The organism is Sulfuricaulis sp. (assembly GCF_024653915.1).
GTDB lineage: Bacteria > Pseudomonadota > Gammaproteobacteria > Acidiferrobacterales > Sulfurifustaceae > Sulfuricaulis.
Map to the genome: position 1 here is coordinate 13,479 of NZ_JANLGY010000011.1, position 18,742 is coordinate 32,220.

Sequence of the window (18,742 nt, forward strand, 5' to 3'; positions counted from 1 at the left end):
AGAATCTTTTCGTCTGCTTTGTGCCTTTGCGGTGAGTATTTATATATTGCGAATCCGCACGAAGCCGCCGCCCAGATAATTCTTGAACATGGCATTCTCGACCGTGGGCCGGAAACCGAGCGCGACCGGTCGCCACAGACCCTTGTTGCCAATCCCGCCATCTTCGGCCTTGGTGAATTTCACAAAGGATTCGCGCGGCGCTCCGGTGACGCAGTGCACGTCGGGCTGGAAACCTTTCACCAGTTCATGCGTGAACAGGTTGCGCGTGATGAGCCCCGCGGTCTGATGCGTGGGCTTGAGCCAGGAGCGCGTGAGCGCCTGATGGCCGCCGTAGCGGAACAACGCCTGGTAACGCGTCTCCGCGTTTTTGGCGATGCCATCGGGACGGGTTTCATGCGCCTTCACTGTGCCCGGCGTGGCCATGTAGCCGTTGAACCACATGCGGGTGATGCCGGCGGGCGTGCCGGGGTAGTAGCGGGCCCGCGCCATGCAGCGCGCCACTTTGTATTCGGCTTTGCGCTTGGGATCATTCCAGCCGCGGAAGGGCAGGTCTTTCGGGTCGCCATCGATCCAGACGTAGTCGCCGTCGTTGATGCCCATGGACTTCGCGTCTAGTGGATTGATGTCGACATACATCTCGCCCGTGCCCGGCATGCGTTTGTCGCGCCGGTACATGTCACCGAAAGGCCCGAACAGCGCGGCCATGTAGTCGGTGTCGATAGGCATGGTGTGCGCGCCGTGGCGATACTTGGGCGTGTGAAACACATGACGGAAGCCCAGCTCCGCGAGCGGATGTTTGGTTTTCATCAGTGCCGCGACGTCGTAGGTGGTGTTGCGCATCTGGCGCGTGATGTGCGTGCGGTCGCCTTCGGCGATGCCCCAGTCCTTGGGCCGCATGGGCCGGATCGCCGGGTGCGGCGCCGCTGCGATGGCGCAGGGATCGTAGAAGGTGGCTTCCGAGGGCTCGCGGTGAACCACCAAGTTCTCGCCAGCTTCGACAAACTCGATCTCCGGCCGATAGAACTCAAGCCGCCCGGTTTTGGTGTACCACGGCTTTGATTCCTGCACTTGCTCCCAGGAGCCGACGCGCGGATAGGTGCGGCTATTCATAAGCGCCGGTATGCCGAGTTTGGCGTTGGCCTCCAGATTGTCGAAGTGATAACCCTTGAGCGACGGCGAGCCGTCGATGATGCGTTGCAAGTACACGTCCACGCGCTTGTCGGCCACGAATTGCCACATCTGTGCCAGGCGCGGCTCATCCACGAGTTTCGCCAGTTCGCGGGACACACCGAGGTAGGTCTCGTTGTCAGAGACGGTGTTGAAGGCGCGCGCCACCGGCGTGCGCGGGTAGACCTGCACGAAGGGATTGGAGTTGGAGCCGGTCATGTCCGGATGCTTGAACTCCATCCAGGAATCCACACCGTAGACGATGTCGCTGTACTCGCAGGAGGCCGTCCACCACCATTCGTTGTACACCACGCACTCCACCCGCGGCAGCGTGTTGTTGACCACGTCGAAGTGACCCTTCTGGTTGCCGAGGCTCGAGTTGGAATTGACCTGCCAGATGCTCTTGGTGGGTGTGGGCATGTGCGCGCCCTGGGTGATTTTTTTGTTGCCGGCTTTCATCACGCGCTCGCCATTGGCCCAGTAGTGCATGGACTCGTAGCGAATGTATTTTTTTACTTTCACCGGCCCTTCGGGATCGAGTTGCAGGTGAAAGGGGTCTTCCATCGCGTACCGCGGAATGCCGGCGAATAATGAAATTTTGTAATTGCCGGCGTAGGAGCCGATGTTACCTCCGTGACGTCCGAGCGAGCCGGCCAGCGCCAGCACCAGAAAGATGGCGCGGTCCTTGTTGTCGTTGTTGAAAAACTGGTTCGGTCCCATGCCGCAGGCGATGAGCGTGTGACCCTCGCTCTCCGCGATGGTGCGCGCGAGGCCGATGGTGGCCTGCTGCGGCGCCCATGAAATTTTCTCCACCTGCGCCGGGGTCATGTTGTCGTCGAGATACTGTTTGGTGAGATCAAACACCGGGCGGCACGTGACCTCCGTGCCATCGACCAGCTTTACCTTGAACGTACCGGTGAGTGCGGGATTGACCTTGAGCTTGGCGAAATGCTCCCCCAACTGATCGTGACTGACGGCGGCAGGCTTGCCTTTTTTTTCGTCCCATACCACGAAGTCGGCTAATTCTTTTTTAAGGTGCTCCGGTACCTGAATGCCTTTTTGTTCGAGCATGGGCGGAGTCTTGCCCTGTACCACCGTGGTCCAGTTCGCAAGCTCGGCGTCCTGGTGACCGGCGAACACGTCGTGCGCCTTGAGCCGCTCCAGCGTATCGAGACGCACGAGCGAGGGCAGATCGGTAAGGCGTTTGACGAAGTCGGCGTTATAGAGATTTTCCTTGATCATCACCTGCGCCAGCCCGAGCGCGAACGCCGGGTCGGTGCCAGGGCGGATGACAATCACGTCATCACAACGCGCGGCCGTCGCGGAATATTCCACGGTCACGGCCACGGTCTTGGCGCCTTTCAGGCGCGCTTCGGTGAGCCAGTGCGAATCGGGCATCTTGGTGGTGATCCAGTTCATGCCCCAGGCAATGATGACCTTGGCGTTCTCGGTATCGCACAGCTCGAAGTCGTTGGTCTGATCGCCGGTCACCATGGGATGGCCGGGTGGGAGATCGGTATGGAAGGTGTAGGAATCCCAGGCGCCCGCGCCCTTGGCCTGATCATCCTTCACATCGCGCACTTTGGCATCGAGCAAGGCCATGCTGTTGGCGAAACGGAAAGCGCCGACGATGCGCGCCGTGCCTTGAAACGCCATGCCGCCGCGAAATTTCATGACGCGCGTGCCAGCACCCTCGGCCGCCGCCACCATGTCAGGGTCGTAGCCCTGGGCCAGCAGGTATTTCCTGCCGGTCTCGCCCGAGTAAGTCTTGGCGATGTTGGCGAGCGCGGCCGCGTGATAGCGGAAGGCATCCTCGTGCGCTACGCGCTCCCAGGAGTCCCAGCCCCGACGCATCAATGCAGCGGGCGCGGCGCCCGTCACCGGATCGCGCGGGAATCCCCGGTCCACCCACTCCTTGAAACCCTTGCGCAGGAAGGCGCCGTTGACGCGCCGGTCGCCGTAGAAACGCCGCGCCAGCACCAAGCCTTTCTGGCAGCAGCGCGGATCCCAGCGGTTCGTGGCCTGATTACCGTAGAGATCCCTGGCCTTGCCATAGCCGTAAGTCGGTTCGATGCGCACCACGACATCGTTTTTGACGTGGGCGTTGAGCAGACAATTATGCGTATCGTTCGGGCAGCACAGGAACACGAAGCTCTTGTCGGTACGGAAGATATCGCGGTAGATGCGTTCCCACTCGCGTGACGGGTAGTGCTTCAATGGATTTTCCACCGACACCGGCGCGAGATAACGATACTGCGCGAACAACTCCGCCGGCGCCGCCAGCGCGCCGAAGCCGGCGGCACCCGCCATTTTCAGAAACCGGCGCCGCGAGGATGAATAGTCTTTTGATCCGCTCATGAGGCTGCCTCCGATCGTTGCATGGGATTCGCACGGTGTCGAATTTTCACGGCGCATTACATTCGATACGTCGAGACTTGTCTTTGCGAAATATCAAATTTGACTTACATCAAGGTGGCTTCGCGGCGGGTGACCGATCCTCGCCTCGGCCCGGTAAACGGTATTGTCTCGATTGGTTGGGAACAACGATGGCGTGCGTATGCAATCGCGATGACTGCGTCCTGTGCGAAGGACGGTTGTTCAACGGTCTCGCGTCGAACCAGGTCTGTCGCGTCCGCGGACTGATCGCCTCCGTATCTTATCCCGCGCGCACGATGCTGTTTCGTGAGCGCGCGCCCGCCGATCGGCTGTTTATTCTTAAGTCCGGTTGCGTGAAACTGACCACGGCGCTGGCGGATGGAAGAGAGCAGATTCTGCGTCTCGCCCTTCCCGGGCAGATGTTCGGTTTCGAGTCCCTCGACGAAAGTTCCTATCCTTATAGCGCGTGCGCATTGACAGAGGCGAACGTCTGCGCTGTGCGCCACCGGGACATGATGCAGATCCTGGAGAAAGATCCCGGCGTTTCGCTGCGCATGATCCGCATGCTGAACGGCGAGCTGGAGCGTTCCCGCGCGCTGATCCGGGACCTGGGGCTCAAGTCGTCCACGGAACGCATGGCCTCGTTCATTCTTTCATTGATGCCGCTGCAACACGGTCTCGCCGGCGATTTTGCATTGCCGCTCACGCGCAAGGAGATTTCCGAGATGCTCGGGCTGACCGTCGAGACGGTGAGCCGCGCGATGACGGGATTCCAGCGCGCCGGCATCATCCGCGCCTCGCGTGGACGGATTCATGTCTTGGATACGGCCAGGCTGAAGGCGCTGGCCGAAGGCACGCCACCTTGCGCCGCGGTCACATGGCACGACGGTGCGGCACCGGCGGAAAGCGGCGTGAGCGCCTATGACTGCAAGACTGGAACGGGTTGATTTCTTCGGCCGAGGAATCGATGTCCGGAGGGGTGTGCTCAGAATGTATATGTATGATTAGCGGAAACCCAAAGGGGAGGCCGCCGTGGCTGAGCCGATAAATTACGGTCGGGAAGCGGTACCGCCGATCAAGCCGGCCGAGCAATGGCGTGAGCTCTTCGCCGGCGTCGCCGATGCAGCCTGTGCGGTGGACGCTGAGCAGCGCATACAATGGAGCAACGACGCCTTCGCGCGCTTGTGCCAGCGCGCGCCGGAACAGATCCACGGGCGGTTCTGTCGCGAGGTGATCTGCGGACACACGCTCGATGGCCAGCGCTTGTGCGGCGGTTCGTGCCTCGTCAGCGGTCGCTTGGCGCGGCGTGAGCCGGTCGAAAACTTCGACATCGCCATGCCCCAGGCCGGCGGCGTACCGGTGTGGGTCAATGTCGGCATCCTTTCCGCCCCGCGGTCGTGGAATCCCGTGACGCATGTTTTCGTGTTGCGCCCGGTCAATTTGTATGCGATCGTCAACCGCCTGCGCGGCGCGGCGCATCATGGGAGCGCCGCTGCGCCGGATGATCTGCCGCGCTTGACCCGGCGCGAGCGCGAGATCTTGCGGCTGCTCGCTCAGGGCCACGGCGCGCACGCGATCGCGCAGCAACTGCATATCAGTGCCCTCACCGTGCGTAACCATATCCGTAATATCTATTCGCACCTCGGCGTCCGCACCCGAGCTGAAGCCATCAGCTTCGCCTTCCGTCATTGTTTGCTCTGAGCCCGCCGTCCGCCGCCCCCGCAGCATAGTGTCGCACCAGTCCGGATTGGCCATAAAAATGGTTCATTCGGGTCATTCTCTTCTGGATATCGCTCGGTCACTATTCCTCCAAAGGGCGCTCCGCCAAAGCCGAATCGGAGTATTCCGCGAGAGCGCCGCCGCCGCATAAGACGACGGCCGCTTTTCGTAACCACCGAATGACAGGAGGATAACGATGGCCAAATGGTCCCGACGTGACTTCTTGAAGACAGCGGGCGCGACGCTCGCGGCGGTCGCCGCCAAGGATGTTCTGGCGCTCGATCTGCTCGCGCCGGTGGCCGATCCCCTGGGGGCTTATCCCTACCGCGGCTGGGAGACGCTCTACCGCGACCAGTACAGTTACGACTACGTCGCGCGCTCCACGCACTCGGTGAACTGCACCGGTTCGTGCACCTGGAAGATATACGTCAAGGACGGCATCGCCTTCAAGGAAGAGCAGTACGCCGACTATCCGCCGATCAACGCCACGCTGCCCACCTATAACCCGCGCGGGTGCCAGAAGGGCGCGAACTACCTCGAGTACGTCTACGGCCCGCAGCGCCTGAAATATCCGCTGATCCGCACCGGCGCGCGCGGCGAGGGCAAGTGGCGCCGCGCGAGCTGGGATGAGGCCCTGAGCTACATCGCCTCGCGGATCACCGCCAACATCCAGACTTATGGTCCGGACACGATCACTTTCTACTCCGCCATTCCGGCCAAGCATTTCGTCACCTTCGCCGGCGGGGCGCGGCTGGCCAACCTGATCGGTGGCGTGATGTGCAGCTTCTACGACTGGTACTGCGACCTGCCGCCCGGCGAGCCGATCACCTGGGGCGAACAGACCGACTCCTGCGAGGCCGCCGACTGGGTAAACTCGAAGTACCTGATCCTGTGGGGCGCGAACCTGCTCGAGACCCGCATCCCGGACGCGCACTTCATGACCGAGGCGCGCGCGCGTGGCACGAAGATCGTGGCGATCTTCCCGGAATACAACCCGGTCTCGACCCACTCCGACCTGTTCGTGCCGGTCAAGCCCGGCACCGACGCCGCGCTCGGGATGGCCATGGCCAACGTGATCGTGAACGAGGGCCGCTACGACGCCGCCTACTGCAAGCAGTTCACCGATTTCCCGTTCCTGGTGCGCACCGACAACAACAAGTTCCTGCGCGAGGCCGACGTGGTCTCGGGTGGCAGCACCGACAAGTTCTACGTCTGGAACACGGCGACCAACAAGGCGGTGCTGGTGCCCGGCACCTGGGGCGACAGCAATAAGACCCTCAACCTCGGATCGATCGATCCCGCGCTCGAGGGTACGTGGAACGTCACGACACGGGCCGGCAGCAAACAGGTAACGACGGTGTTCGCAATGTTGAAGGCGAAGCTCGCGAGCTACTCGCCTTCCGCCATGGCGGGCGTCACCGGCATCGACGCCGGGCTCATCGCCCAGATCGCGCGCGAGTTCGCCGGCACCAAGCCGGGGCGCATCATCGAGGGCGCCGGCACCAATCATTATTTCCACAACGACCTGAATAACCGCGTGCAGATCCTGTTGGTGGCGCTGACCGGCAACGTCGGCAAACCCGGCGGCGGCTTCGACCACTACGTCGGCCAGGAGAAGATCTGGCCCGAGCACGGCTTCATCAATCTCGCCTACCCGCTCACCACCGCCAAACAACGCTTCCAGAACATGACGCTGTGGACCTACGTCCACGCCGATACCGTCTCGGACGTGGACAGCGTACTGCCGCGGCCGTTGTCGCAGTACATCACGGAGAGCGTGAACAACGGCTGGATGCCGCTCTACCCGGAGGGCACGCTCACCACCGGCAAGACCCCCAAGGTGCTGATCATCTGGGGCGCCAACTACGTGAACCAGTCCAAGGGCTACGAGAAGGTCGTCAACACGCTGCTGCCCAAGCTCGATCTCATCGTCGACGTCAACTTTCGCATGGACACCTCGGCGTTCCACGCCGACGTGGTGCTGCCGGCGGCGAGCTTCTACGAGAAGTGGGACCTCAATTCGACCGACCTGCACAGCTACATCCACCCGTTCACGCCGGCGATCCCGCCGCTGCACGAGAGCAAGACCGACTGGCAGATCTGGATCGCGCTCGCCCAGGCCCTGCAGGACACGCGCTACAGCTACTACGACGCGAAGTTCGGCATGCAGCGCGATTTCTCGCGCCTGGTCGCCGACTTCACCATCAACAACGCGATCCGTGACGACAAGGCCGCCTGCCAGTACCTGCTCGACCATGCCGAGGAAACCGCCGGCGTTACCATGGACCAGATCAATACCCAGCCGCACCGCTTCACCCAGACCAGCGAGGTCTGGACCAGCGACATCAAACCCGGGGTCGCCTACTACGGTTTCCAGCGCATGACCGAGCACAAGCGACCGCTCAATACCCTCACCGGGCGCCAGCAGTTCTACGTGGACCACGACTGGTTCCTGGAGATGGGCGAGCAGTTGCCGGTGTACAAGCCGCCGGTGGATGTCGATGCCTACCCGCTGCGCTGGAACACGCCGCACGGGCGCTGGAGCATCCACTCCACCTGGCGCGACGCCAAGTTCCAGTTGCGCTTGCAGCGCGGACGGCCGATCGTGTATTTAAGCCCCGGCGAGGCGGCCCGGCGCGGGCTCGTGGATAACGACAAGGTCGAGGTGTACAACAAGAACGGCAGTTTCGTCGCCCACCTCAACATCTCGCCGCGCCTGCCCGACGGCATGGCCCAGATGTACCACGGCTGGGAGCGTTACTTCTTCCAGCAGGGCGGTTGGCAGACGCCGACGACGATCCGCATCAAGCCGACCCAGCTTGTCGGCGGCTACGGCCAGCTCAAATTCAAGCTCAACTATTGGGGTCCGACCGGCAACCAGAAGGACACCCGGGTCGAGATCCGCAAGTTCATCGGCTGACGCGGCGCGAGGAGGATAAGCGATGGCGACGATACAAAAACAGGTCCGGATGGTGTTCGATCTGAACAAGTGCCTCGGATGCCACACCTGCACCATGGCCTGCAAGACCATGTGGACCGACCGTAACGAAGGCCAGATGTACATGTACTGGAACAACGTCGAGACCCATCCGGGCGAGGGTTACCCGCGCAAGTGGGAAACCCTGGGCGGAGGCTTCGACGCCAACGGCAATGTGATCCTGAGCGCGCCGCTGCCGGAAATTGTCGCCAGCTACGGCGCGGCCTGGGAGTATAACTTCGACGCCGTCCTCAAGGCCGGCGGCGGCAGCGCCACCGCGGGTCAGGTGATCCCGATCCCCTCGCCCGACGGCTCGAATGCCTATGCGAGCAACTGGCAGGAGGACATCGGCGCGGGCACGAGCCCCAGCGACGCGCATTACTTTTACCTGCCGCGCATCTGCAACCATTGCAGCAACCCCGCGTGCGTCGCGGCCTGCCCGCGCGGCGCGGTGTACAAGCGCGAGGAAGACGGCATCGTCCTCATCGACCAGAGCCGCTGCCGCGGCTACCGCTACTGCCTCAAGGGCTGCCCGTACAAGAAAATCTACTGGAACCCGGAGGAGAAGAAGTCGCAGAAGTGCATTTTCTGCTATCCGCGCATCGAGCAGGGCCAAGGCAACTTCTGCGTGACGCAGTGCGCCGGGCGCATCCGCTGGGTGGGCTACGCCCAGAATACGGCGAGCAACGTCTACAAGCTGGTGGAGGTGTGGCGGGTGGGGCTGCGTCTGCACCCGGAGTTCGGCACCGAGCCCAACACTTTCTATATTCCACCGCTCTCACCGCCGACCTTCGCCTCGCCGGGCGGGCCGGTCACGAACACGCGGCGCATTCCGACCGACACGCTCGCCAAGCTGTTCGGCGACAACGCCCAACAGACCCACGCCGAGCGCGTGGCGCGCATCGAGGAGATTTTCGACATCATTGAGACCGAGCGCGCCAAGGTGAAAGCCGGCAGCAGCTCGGAACTGATTGACATCCTGGTCTCTGTATCCGAGACCGATCGCGTCCAGCTTTGAGGGGGAGGAGGCCATGATGACAGCGAGAAGGTTGCGGGATTTCTCCAGGGAATGCGCCGTGATCGTCCTGGCGGTGATGTTGTGCTTGTCGCCGGCGACTCAGGCGGCTGGGCCCGGCGGTGGGGGCAGAGGAGGGGGCGGTGGCACGACGGTTACCGCCGCCTATGTGCCCGGCGCCAACGGACTTAGCCCCTCCGATTCTTCGTGGGGCGCGGCGTCGGCGGCGACGGTGACGCTGGTGCGCTACATCGATTATGTCAGCAACGCCGATACCAACGACACCATGTGCATGATGCTGGGCAGCGCCATCAACCGCGCGGTCACGGTCAAGGCGGTGCACAACGGCAGCGACATCTTCTTCCGCTACGAGTGGAGCGACAGCACGGCGGATTCCACGGTGAGCGACACGCCGAAGTTCGCCGATGCCTTCGCCATGGAGATTCCGTACAGCGGCTCGAGCGGCACCAATCTTGCCATGGGCACGCAGAGCGGGCCGGTGAACATCGTCTTCTGGCGCGCGGACCTGTCGCAACCGCAGAACATCGTCGCCGGCGGCATCGGCACGCCGCAGCCGAGCCCGGATGCGCAGAACCTGATCCACTACCAGAGCTGGGGCAGCGGCCGGTGGACAGTGATCGTGAGTCGCCCTTTGACCGGAGCCTCGGTCAACCAGGTAACACTCGCCCGCGGCGCAAGTTACCGCGCGGCGTTCGCCAACTGGAACGGTTCGGCCCTGGATCGCAACGGGCGCAAGGCCATCTCCGGCTGGGGCACGTTGGCGATTCAGTGACACCCCGCCACGCGGAGGCAATATCATGGACATGAGCGAGCACGCAAAGGCGGCGGTCGCCGATCCGGACACCCGCAGCCGCGCCTACCGCCTGCTGGCTGAGCCGTTTCGCTATCCCACCGTCGCCTTCTTCGAGCGGTTGCGGGACGGAGCCTATGCGGCGGAACTGCGCGAGGCGTTGGCGGAGCTTGCGCATGCACGCTTAAGCGAAGCCGAATGGCAGGCGCTTGCCGACGGTCTGTCGCGGGCGCTCGCAGGATGCGCCTTCGAGGACTATGAGTCGCTCTACATCACAACCTTCGATGCGGGGGCCCCGCAGCCGCCCTGCCCGCCGTACGAAGGTTCTTACCGCGACGGCGTGCCGAAGGCCAAGATCCTGCTCCATCTGGCGGGCTTCTACAAGCATTTCGGCCTGCGCATGAGCACGGAGGAAGGCAAGCGCGAGCTGCCGGATCACATCGCCGCCGAGCTGGAGTTCATGCACTTCCTCGCCTTCAAGGAGGCGCAGGCGCGCGAGGTGGACGACGGCGCGCTGTTGCAAGGCTACGTGCTGGCGCAGCGCGATTTCCTGAGCCGCCACCTTTGCCGCTGGATGCCGCGCTTCGTGCAGGCGCTGAAAGCGGCACGCCCCGCCAGTGCTTTCGCGCTGTTGGCGGAGGCGGCGCATGATTTCTTCCAGAAGGATCTCGCGCTGGTGCAGGGTTATCTCAAGGACATGGGAATAGCGGAACCGCCCGCGCCACCGACGCGCGAGACGATCCCGATCGTGGCGCAAGACGACACCGCACCGCCCGGCGCTGAGCCGGACGCGGGCCATGTTGATCGATAGTTTCGGCCGGTGTATCGACTACCTGCGGGTATCCGTCACCGACCGCTGCAACTACCGTTGTTTCTACTGCATGCCGCGGACCGGCGTGCGCTTCGCCGCTGCCGCCGATCTCCTCACCAGCGAAGAACTGGCCCGACTGATACGCCTGTTCGCGGAGCTGGGCGTGCACCGCGTGCGGCTGACGGGCGGCGAGCCGCTGGTGCGTCGCGATCTCGCCGGGCTCGCCGCCATGATCGGCCGCCTGCCCGACATCGTTGACCTGTCACTCTCTACCAACGGGCAGTTGCTCGCGCGCCACGCGCACGCGCTCAAACAGGCGGGCGTGACGCGCGTCAATATCTCGCTCGATTCGCTCGACCCCAAGGTCTTCGCGCGCATCGCCTGCGGCGGCGACCTGCGCGCGGTGTTGCGCGGGATTGAGGCGGCGCTCGATGCCGGCATGGCGCCGGTGAAACTCAACATGGTGGTGATGAGGGGAATCAACGACCAGGAAATCGAGACGATGCTCGAGTTCGCGGTCGCACACGGCGTGGACCTGCGCTACATCGAAACCATGCCCGTGGGACCGCAAGCCGCCGACGGCATGGCCCATCATTATCCGGCCGCGCTGATTCTTGAGCGCCTGCGCCGGCACGCCGGCGCCGAGCTCGTTCCGGCGAAGGGCGGCCGGGGCGCGGGTCCGGCGCGGTATTATCAGATCGGTTCCGGCCCGGTGAGGGTGGGCGTGATCTCCGCGGTGTCGCGCCATTTCTGCGCGGGCTGCAACCGCGTGCGGCTGACCGCCTCCGGTGAGCTCGTGCTCTGCCTGGGACACAATGATCGGGTTTCTCTCCGCGAGGCGCTGCGCGGCGGATGTTCAGACGAAACGCTGAAGACGATGATTCGTGCCGCGGTGATGAACAAACCCGAGCGGCATGACTTTCAGAAAACGGGTGGAGAGATTGTCGCCATTCCGATGTCCGCGCTTGGCGGATGAGCGACAGCAGCAGGGTGCGTCTCGCGCACCGCTCGTGAATCGTGATCCGTAAGTCGTGATTCGTCTTCCGATTTACGGTTCACGGTTTACGAATCACGATTCACCGCCTCATTCCTCCGGCGGCAGGTGCACGAGATTGCGCAGGGCCTGCACGTCGCGGATGGTGATGTGATTGCCGTGCACTTCGATCAAGCCACCCTGGCGCAGTTTGGCGAGGATGCGCGACAGCGTTTCGGGCTGGATTGCGAGTCGCGAAGCAATGACACCCTTGGGTGTCGTGAGTTGCACTTCCGGCGAGGTCTTGACGTCGCGTGGAATCTGCTCGAGCAGGTACGCCACCAGGCGGTAAGTGGCGTTTTGCAACGTGAGGCTTTCGATCTGGTTCACCAGCATGTGCAGCCGGCGGCTCATGGAGCCCAGCAGGCCGAAGGTGGCTTCGTTCGATTCGCGCAGGAGATTGAGGAAAACCTTTTGCTCGAAGGCATAAACCCGGCTTTCGTTAATGGCCTCGGCATTGACCGGATAGCGTCCCTGATTGCCCATGAACATGACCGCCTCGGCAAAGGTCTCGCCCGGCCGCATGATCTCGATGATTTTTTCATCGCCCTCCGGCGACATGCGGAAGAGCTTGACCAGTCCTTCACGCAAAAAATAAAACCGCTCCGCCGCCTGCCCTTGCCGGAACAACGTCTTCCCGGCATCTAGATGGATATCCTGCATGCCGTTGACGAGCGATTGCAGATGCGGCTCCGACATGTCCGCGAACAGGTAGGCGCGGCGCAGGTCGTGCGCGATATCGGACGGTCGGTTCATGGTGCAATCATAACCTCAGTGAGGCCCGGTTGACCAAGGTCAATGCCCTTGCCGGCGTGGCGTTTCAAAGTGACACAGGTATCCGGTGTTGCCCGAAGCAAACGGAAGGAGAATGAAAGTCCAGCTACTGGTTTCGGAGTCGTGCGTCCCTTGTGAACAGGCTGAAAAGGTCTGGCGCCAGGTGGCGCAAGAGCGTGCGCTCGATTTTTCCGTGGTCAACCTGGCCGATCCCGAAGGCAAGCAGCTGGCCGATGAGTTACAGCTCAAAACCATTCCGGCCGTGGTGATCGACGGTGTACTGGTCGCCATTGGCGTGCAAAGCCTTGAAGAGGCGCGTACGCTCATTTCGCGGACATAGTTTCAATAGTTCTGGTTCTTCCAAGGGTATCTCTGACGCGGTCTAGGCCCTGACCCCGATTTGCGCTACCGTTCCGGGATGCTGAGTCTCGAAGAAGCCCGTGCCGCCATTCTCGCGGAAGTAACACCATCTGCCACGACACAGACGGTGTCGTTGTTGCAGGCGCATGGCCGTTTCACCGCGCAGGAATTGCGTGCCCAAGTGGACAACCCCGCGTTCGATAATTCCGCCATGGACGGCTACGCCGTGCGCACCGCCGATCTGGTCGCCGCCGGCTTTGTATTGCCGTTGCACGGCGAATGTCGCTGCGGCGATGCGCCGGGAAAGCTCAGCCCTGGATCCACCATGCGCATTTTCACGGGCGCGCCCATGCCCGAGGGCGCGGACAGTATTGTGATCCAGGAAGACGTGAAGCTTGAGGGCGGCAAGGTCATCTTCCCCAAATCAGTGCAGCCGGGCAGTCATTTGCGCCGGCGTGGCGAGGATTTCCGCCACAGCGATGTGCTGTACCCTGCCGGCCGCCGGCTGTCATCCTACGATCTGGCGTTACTGTCCGCGGCCGGTGTGGCGCAAATTCCGGTATACCCTCGGGCGCGTGTGCTGGTGGCCGCCACCGGCGATGAGCTGGTCACGCCCGGCACGCCGCTGCAGCCCGGACAGATATACGAATCCAATCGGCTGGCGACATTATTATTGTTGCAGGAGCTGGGAATGGATGCCGTGGACGGTGGCACGGTGCGCGACGATCCGGCGGCGCTGCGCGAACTGTTGAAGTCGTCCGCGGATTTCGATTTTGTCATCACCAGCGGCGGCGCTTCGGTTGGCGATCATGATCTCGTCAAGCAGGTATTCGCCGAGATCGGCGAGATAAAATTCTGGAAAGTGAAAATCAAGCCGGGCAAGCCCATTGCCTTCGGTCGCGTGGGTTCCCGCACGCATTTCTTCGCGCTGCCGGGCAATCCGGTCTCCAGCCTCGTGACGTTCAAGCTGTTCGTCGAGCCCGCGCTCATCGCGTGGCACCACGGCGTTTCGCGCATGCCGCAACTGGCCGCGACCGCTACCAATGATTTTCGTCGTCACCCCGGGCGCACCGAGTTCGTGCGCGCGCGGCTTGTCACCGAGAATGGCAAGCTCCTGGCCACCGCGTTGCCCGGCCAGGGCTCGCACATGCTGGGGCCGTTGCGCGAAACCAACGGCTTTATCCGTGTCGAGGCCGACAGCGCCGGCTTCAAGCAGGGTGAAACGGTGATGGCAATTCCTTTGAGCACGGACTTATGACGGCCATTGAACACAAGGCTATCGCCAGACATGAAATTACCGGCGTCATACTCGCCGGCGGACGCGGCAGCCGACTGGGCGGTGTGGACAAGGGGCTGGTGCATATGCATGGCCGACCATTCGTCGAGCATGCCATCGACGCCCTGCGACCGCAGGTGGGGAGTCTGCTAATCAGTGCCAACCGCAACCGGGATGTCTATGCGTCATACGGTTTTCCCGTCGTCGCCGACGCCATGGGCGACTATGACGGACCGCTGGCGGGGATGTTGAGCGCCATGCGAGTTACCGAGACGACTTATATTCTTGTTGTGCCTTGCGACACTCCTGCGCTGCCTTCAGACCTGGTTGAACGTTTGGCGAGTGCATTGACTCACGCGCAGGCCGAGGCTTCCGTTGTTTTCTGCCACGGTCGGATGCAACCGGTGTTTGCGCTAATGCGTAGCGATGTGGACGATCGTCTGGAGCAGTATATGACAGCAGGCGCTCGCGGCGCGGGCGAGTGGATGCATCGGCTGGGGGCGGTCAGCGTCGATTTTTCCGATCGGGCCGATGCCTTCGATAACATCAATACGCCCGAAGAACTGAAGCGTCTTGAGGAAAAAGTTCTTCAGCAAGCCTGACGCTCATCCCGGTTTGCGTCCGGTGAACATGGCGCGCACCAGATTTTCCCGGTGCACCAGGCTGCCGATAATCACGCCCGCGATGTGCAGCACCACCAGCAGCAGTGTCAGGTTGGCGAAGAATTCGTGCAGCTCTTCCCATATCTCATCGTTTTCATTCTTTCCATTATTGTGCACCTTGTCGTCATCATCGGCTAAGGCCTCGGCAATTACACCAGGCATCGTCATCGTGGCCCCGGTGGAAAGAGAGGCAAAGGGTCCGGTGCCTTGTTCCGCGCCCTCCAGGGCGAGCCCCGTAATCCCGGCGGCAAGCAGCGATACCAGCAGCGCCAGGACCATCAATCCGCCCAGCGGGTTGTGTCCCAGATGACGTTTGGATTTTCCGAGCGTTAATTCCCTGATGTAAGACAAAATGACCGAGGGACGGTAGACAAAATCGCTGAAGCGCGCGTATCGTGTGCCAACGAATCCCCAGACAATCCGTATCAGCACCAGGCCGATGACGGTGTACCCGGCCAGTTCATGCAGGCGGGATTCCTCGTCGCCGGTGAGCCAGGCAATGGTAAACGCTGCCACCAGCGACCAGTGGAACAGGCGCACCAGCGGGTCCCAGACCTTGATTGCTTTCTGCAAAACAGGTGATTCAGGCAGGTTCATGGCTGGCTCCTTGAATGTGACAAAGGCGCGAATGGTGCGGCAGAAGGAATTGGCAAGCGCGTACCGGATTCAATAGGCGATCAATGACTGTGTTAGGCTTGAACAGGCATCGAAGTGGCCACGAAGAGTGCATCAGCAGGGGGAGTCGATCATGCCGGAACTTTCTGAAAAGCAACTGCAGCAGTTCGAGCAACGGCTGAGAAATCGCCGTGAGGAACTGCGTGAGATTATTCATCGCGAGCTGGCCAACTCGAAGCAGGAAGACTTCACCGAACTGGCCGGCATGGTGCACGATGCCGGGGAAGAATCGTTTGCCGAGCTGCTGCGCGGCATCAACATTGCCACGCGTACCCGTGAACTTGAGGAAATCCGGGACGTTGAGGCGTCGCTCGAACGCATCAAAAACGGTATCTACGGCACCTGTGTCGATTGCAACGACAAAATCGTCCTCGAACGACTCGATGCCTATCCGACGGCGAAGCGTTGTATCAACTGCCAGAGCCGGAATGAAAACCGTCGCGGGGGACGCGACGCCACTCCCAGTCTCTAATCCAATCACCGCTGTTTATGCTCCCTGGACGGCCGTGGTGAGCGAGCGCCTGGTCAGCAGAACTTCCAGCAATTCACGGACCTTGCGTATCTCCGCGCCGAAGGGCAGTGATTCCGATCCGCGGAAGAACAATCCCTGCTGAATATTGCCGCGTTGCGCCGCCGCGAGCTGCGTCTCGATGCAGAACTGGCCGGCGGCCGGGTTGCCATCCTTGAAACCGCAATGCGCCAGGCACTCAAGCCGGCTCGGGCACTGGGAGCATTCAGGGCTCGCCTTGGCGCGCAGTTTATTTTCCTTGGCGAGATAATTTTTCAACCACGGGGTCAGCACGGCGCGCGCGGGCAGGCCGGCGGCGCTCATGAAGGTCACGATGTCTTTCGGCCCGGCCTCGGCCAGCACCTTTTTGAAGTTGGGATGCGCGTCGCATTCCTCGGTGACGGCGAATGGCGTGCCGATCTGTGCGCCGGCGGCGCCCATGTCGAACAGCTCCTTGAGCTTCTGGAATGAATTGATGCCGCCCGCCGGTATCAGGGGAATGCTGCCAATGGCGATTCCCAGCTCCTGAAACACGCGCCGGATCTCCTCCAGCACGCGCCCGAAATCGAATTTGGGATCGTTGACCTCTTCCATGCGCGTGGCGCCGAGATGGCCGCCGGCGTAGCGCGGGTGCTCGATGACGATGGCGTCCGGCAGTCGTCCCTTGCGCATCCATTTCTTCAGTACCGCGCGCACGCCGCGTTCTTCCGAAAGGATCGGGATCAGCGCGACGTTTTTGAATTTCTCCGTGAGCTCGGGCAGGTCGAACGGCAGTCCCGCGCCCGAGACGATGGCGTTTGCCCCGCTCTTGCAGGCCTGCACCACGAGTTCGGCGTAATTCGACAGCGCGCGCATCACGTTCACCGCGACGAAGCCGTCCGGCGCGATCTCGTGCGCCGCGCGAATCTCGCGATCCAGCGCCTCGATATTGGCGGCGCTGTGTACTTTCGGATCGTTGCATTTGCGCAAACGTTGCATGATGTCCGGGTACAGGCGTCGCAGGTCCACGCTGGCAATGGTGCCGACCGCGCCTTCCCGGGCGACGGCACCGGCCAGCCGGTGGCCGGAAATGCCCACACCCATGCCGCCCTGGATGATGGGAAGCAATTGGCGCCCACGGATAGTGAGCATGGGGAAAGAAGTATGAATCATGGAATAAGCTGGGCCGTGCAACACAACCTAGCCTAATTCGTGAAAAAAAGTGTTGATCAAGGTCAAGCTCGCGGCCGGGTGTAACGGGATCGCTAGCCAATATAAGGCAGCACCTGCCGGGTCAACGCGACTAGAACGATATAAGCGAAAATAGCGATCGCGATGAACCAGGCGGCGATGCGGATTTTTCTGGTTTTGCCGTATTTAAGGCCAATCGCGCCGACCACGATGTAGGCAACGAGCGCCAGCACCTTGGCCGTGAGCCAGCCGTGCACAAAGGGGTATTGCTGAATTTGCAGTGTTAGCAGAATGGCTGAAACCAGCAGCGTTGTATCAATAATATGTGGCGCCACCCGTGCCCATTTTTCCTGGAGCCAGGGCGACTCGCGGATCATCCAGATGCCGCGGATCACGTAACCGGTGATGGAAAGAATGACGCTGGCGACGTGAATGGTCTTAAGGGCAATAAACATCGGGAGTCCGGAGGGGTGGCGCCCTAAATTTATATTTTTTCAATTGACCGCAGGCCATGCGCATGCGCGGTATTGTAAACGAAATTCTCCCCCTGAATTTTTGCCGCCGGGAGTGTCTGCGCCGCCCAGGCTGACAGAAAGGAAGCCGGGTAATCATCCACAATGTGCAGGGGTTACTGGCCTGGAGAACGGTAAATACCAGCGTGGCCAATCTTTGAATGGTTCTAAACCAGAAATATTTGTATTTGCGGAAGGATATAATTATCTTTGATACCTATAACTCTAAAGGGGAGGAGAAGAGGTCATGACCGACCTGGGTGAAATTTTTTCCCGCACGTCAGACGCCGTTTTCGCGATCGATGGCGCCTGCCGGATTGTTTATCGGAACGAAATTTTCGCCGATCTTTTCCAATGCCCGGCATCCGAGGGGTCGGGCCGCCCCTGTTATGAAGTCGTGTGTGGCAAGACGCTGGGTGGCCAGGTTTTTTGCAGCCCTGACTGTCCGGTCGGAAAGTCCCTCACGAATGATCGTCCGGTCGAGAATTTTGATCTGATCATCTCTCCTGCCCACGGGGATTCAGCGTGGGTCAGCGTAGGCTCGTCCCCATTGCCGAAAACATTCCATCGCGCCGTCGCGGTCTTCCTGATCCGCCCCGTCAACGTCATGCATGCCCTCAATCGTCTCGCGCATGGCGGACCCTCCAAGGAAAACGACGAAACGGCACACCGGCTCACGCCACGCGAGCGGCAAATCCTCAGGCTGCTTGCCGAGGGCCGCAGTACCAAGGAGCTCGCCGATATTCTGCACATCAGCCACGTCACGGTCCGTAACCACATCCATAATATTTTTGAAAAACTGGACATCCACAGCCGGGCGGAAGCGGTGAGCTTTGCCTACCGCAACAGTCTCCTGTAGCCGCGCGTAATCTCCGGTTTTTTGCATCGCTCTTCCC

17 protein-coding genes are annotated in these 18,742 nt (G+C 61.7%); 12 read left to right on the forward strand and 5 right to left on the reverse strand.

Annotation, left to right across the window (positions count from 1 at the left end; translation table 11 throughout):
• Positions 1-39: 39 nt before the first annotated feature.
• Positions 40-3,525 carry a molybdopterin-dependent oxidoreductase gene (locus tag NUV55_RS05490; RefSeq protein WP_296671073.1) on the reverse strand — a complete coding sequence of 1,162 codons (3,486 nt, stop codon included), beginning with the start codon at positions 3,523-3,525 and terminating at the stop codon, positions 40-42.
• Positions 3,526-3,713: 188 nt separating this feature from the next.
• Here NUV55_RS05490 and NUV55_RS05495 point away from each other — a divergent pair, with 188 nt between their 5' ends.
• The 7 genes from NUV55_RS05495 (at position 3,714) to moaA (ending at position 11,852) form a co-directional block, all read left to right on the forward strand.
• Positions 3,714-4,490: a Crp/Fnr family transcriptional regulator gene (locus NUV55_RS05495; RefSeq protein WP_296671075.1), complete on the forward strand. Its 777-nt coding sequence runs from the start codon at positions 3,714-3,716 to the stop codon at positions 4,488-4,490.
• 85 nt (positions 4,491-4,575) lie between these two features.
• Complete coding sequence (locus NUV55_RS05500) at positions 4,576-5,244, forward strand: PAS and helix-turn-helix domain-containing protein (protein ID WP_296671076.1); 669 nt, start codon at positions 4,576-4,578, stop codon at positions 5,242-5,244.
• A 214-nt stretch (positions 5,245-5,458) separates the two neighbouring features.
• A complete protein-coding gene (locus NUV55_RS05505; RefSeq protein ID WP_296671078.1) occupies positions 5,459-8,182 on the forward strand; it encodes a molybdopterin-dependent oxidoreductase in 2,724 nt (907 codons plus the stop codon).
• A 22-nt stretch (positions 8,183-8,204) separates the two neighbouring features.
• A complete protein-coding gene (locus NUV55_RS05510; RefSeq protein WP_296671080.1) occupies positions 8,205-9,257 on the forward strand; it encodes a 4Fe-4S dicluster domain-containing protein in 1,053 nt (350 codons plus the stop codon).
• 13 nt (positions 9,258-9,270) lie between these two features.
• The gene (locus NUV55_RS05515; protein ID WP_296671082.1) at positions 9,271-10,047 is read left to right on the forward strand and encodes an ethylbenzene dehydrogenase-related protein; all 777 of its coding nucleotides are present in this window, start codon (positions 9,271-9,273) and stop codon (positions 10,045-10,047) included.
• 25 nt (positions 10,048-10,072) lie between these two features.
• Positions 10,073-10,876, forward strand: coding sequence for a molecular chaperone TorD family protein (locus NUV55_RS05520; RefSeq protein WP_296671083.1), 804 nt, complete (start codon positions 10,073-10,075; stop codon positions 10,874-10,876).
• On the forward strand, positions 10,863-11,852 hold the full coding sequence (gene moaA, locus NUV55_RS05525) for a GTP 3',8-cyclase MoaA (RefSeq protein WP_296671084.1): 990 nt from the start codon (positions 10,863-10,865) through the stop codon (positions 11,850-11,852). Before NUV55_RS05520 ends, moaA begins: the two co-directional genes overlap by 14 nt.
• A gap of 108 nt (positions 11,853-11,960) precedes the next feature.
• Here the strand turns inward: moaA and NUV55_RS05530 are convergent, their stop codons facing one another.
• Complete coding sequence (locus NUV55_RS05530; protein ID WP_296671086.1) at positions 11,961-12,665, reverse strand: Crp/Fnr family transcriptional regulator; 705 nt, start codon at positions 12,663-12,665, stop codon at positions 11,961-11,963.
• A gap of 112 nt (positions 12,666-12,777) precedes the next feature.
• On the opposite strand from NUV55_RS05530, the gene NUV55_RS05535 reads away from it, so the two are divergent.
• The 3 genes from NUV55_RS05535 to mobA all read left to right on the forward strand — a co-directional run bounded on the left by NUV55_RS05535 (position 12,778) and on the right by mobA (position 14,921).
• The gene (locus tag NUV55_RS05535) at positions 12,778-13,023 is read left to right on the forward strand and encodes a thioredoxin family protein (protein ID WP_296671088.1); all 246 of its coding nucleotides are present in this window, start codon (positions 12,778-12,780) and stop codon (positions 13,021-13,023) included.
• Positions 13,024-13,101: 78 nt separating this feature from the next.
• Positions 13,102-14,301: a gephyrin-like molybdotransferase Glp gene (glp, locus tag NUV55_RS05540; RefSeq protein ID WP_296671090.1), complete on the forward strand. Its 1,200-nt coding sequence runs from the start codon at positions 13,102-13,104 to the stop codon at positions 14,299-14,301.
• Complete coding sequence (mobA, locus tag NUV55_RS05545; protein ID WP_296671091.1) at positions 14,298-14,921, forward strand: molybdenum cofactor guanylyltransferase MobA; 624 nt, start codon at positions 14,298-14,300, stop codon at positions 14,919-14,921. The genes glp and mobA overlap by 4 nt, the downstream gene beginning before the upstream one ends.
• 3 nt (positions 14,922-14,924) lie before the next feature.
• Here mobA and NUV55_RS05550 read toward each other — a convergent pair whose 3' ends face one another.
• Positions 14,925-15,578 (reverse strand): cytochrome b/b6 domain-containing protein, encoded by a 654-nt coding sequence (locus NUV55_RS05550; RefSeq protein WP_296671093.1) that lies wholly within the window; start codon positions 15,576-15,578, stop codon positions 14,925-14,927.
• A gap of 151 nt (positions 15,579-15,729) precedes the next feature.
• Between NUV55_RS05550 and NUV55_RS05555 the strand changes: the two genes are divergently transcribed.
• Entirely contained in the window at positions 15,730-16,128 is a 399-nt protein-coding gene (locus NUV55_RS05555) for a TraR/DksA C4-type zinc finger protein (protein ID WP_296671095.1), read from the forward strand.
• Positions 16,129-16,143: 15 nt separating this feature from the next.
• On the opposite strand, the gene NUV55_RS05560 is transcribed toward NUV55_RS05555, so the two are convergent.
• Positions 16,144-17,316 (reverse strand): nitronate monooxygenase family protein, encoded by a 1,173-nt coding sequence (locus tag NUV55_RS05560; protein WP_296671099.1) that lies wholly within the window; start codon positions 17,314-17,316, stop codon positions 16,144-16,146.
• A gap of 92 nt (positions 17,317-17,408) precedes the next feature.
• Complete coding sequence (locus NUV55_RS05565) at positions 17,409-17,789, reverse strand: SirB2 family protein (RefSeq protein ID WP_296671101.1); 381 nt, start codon at positions 17,787-17,789, stop codon at positions 17,409-17,411.
• Positions 17,790-18,093: 304 nt separating this feature from the next.
• On the opposite strand from NUV55_RS05565, the gene NUV55_RS05570 reads away from it, so the two are divergent.
• Positions 18,094-18,705, forward strand: a complete 612-nt coding sequence (locus NUV55_RS05570) for a LuxR C-terminal-related transcriptional regulator (RefSeq protein WP_296671102.1) — start codon at positions 18,094-18,096, stop codon at positions 18,703-18,705.
• Positions 18,706-18,742 lie beyond the last annotated feature (37 nt).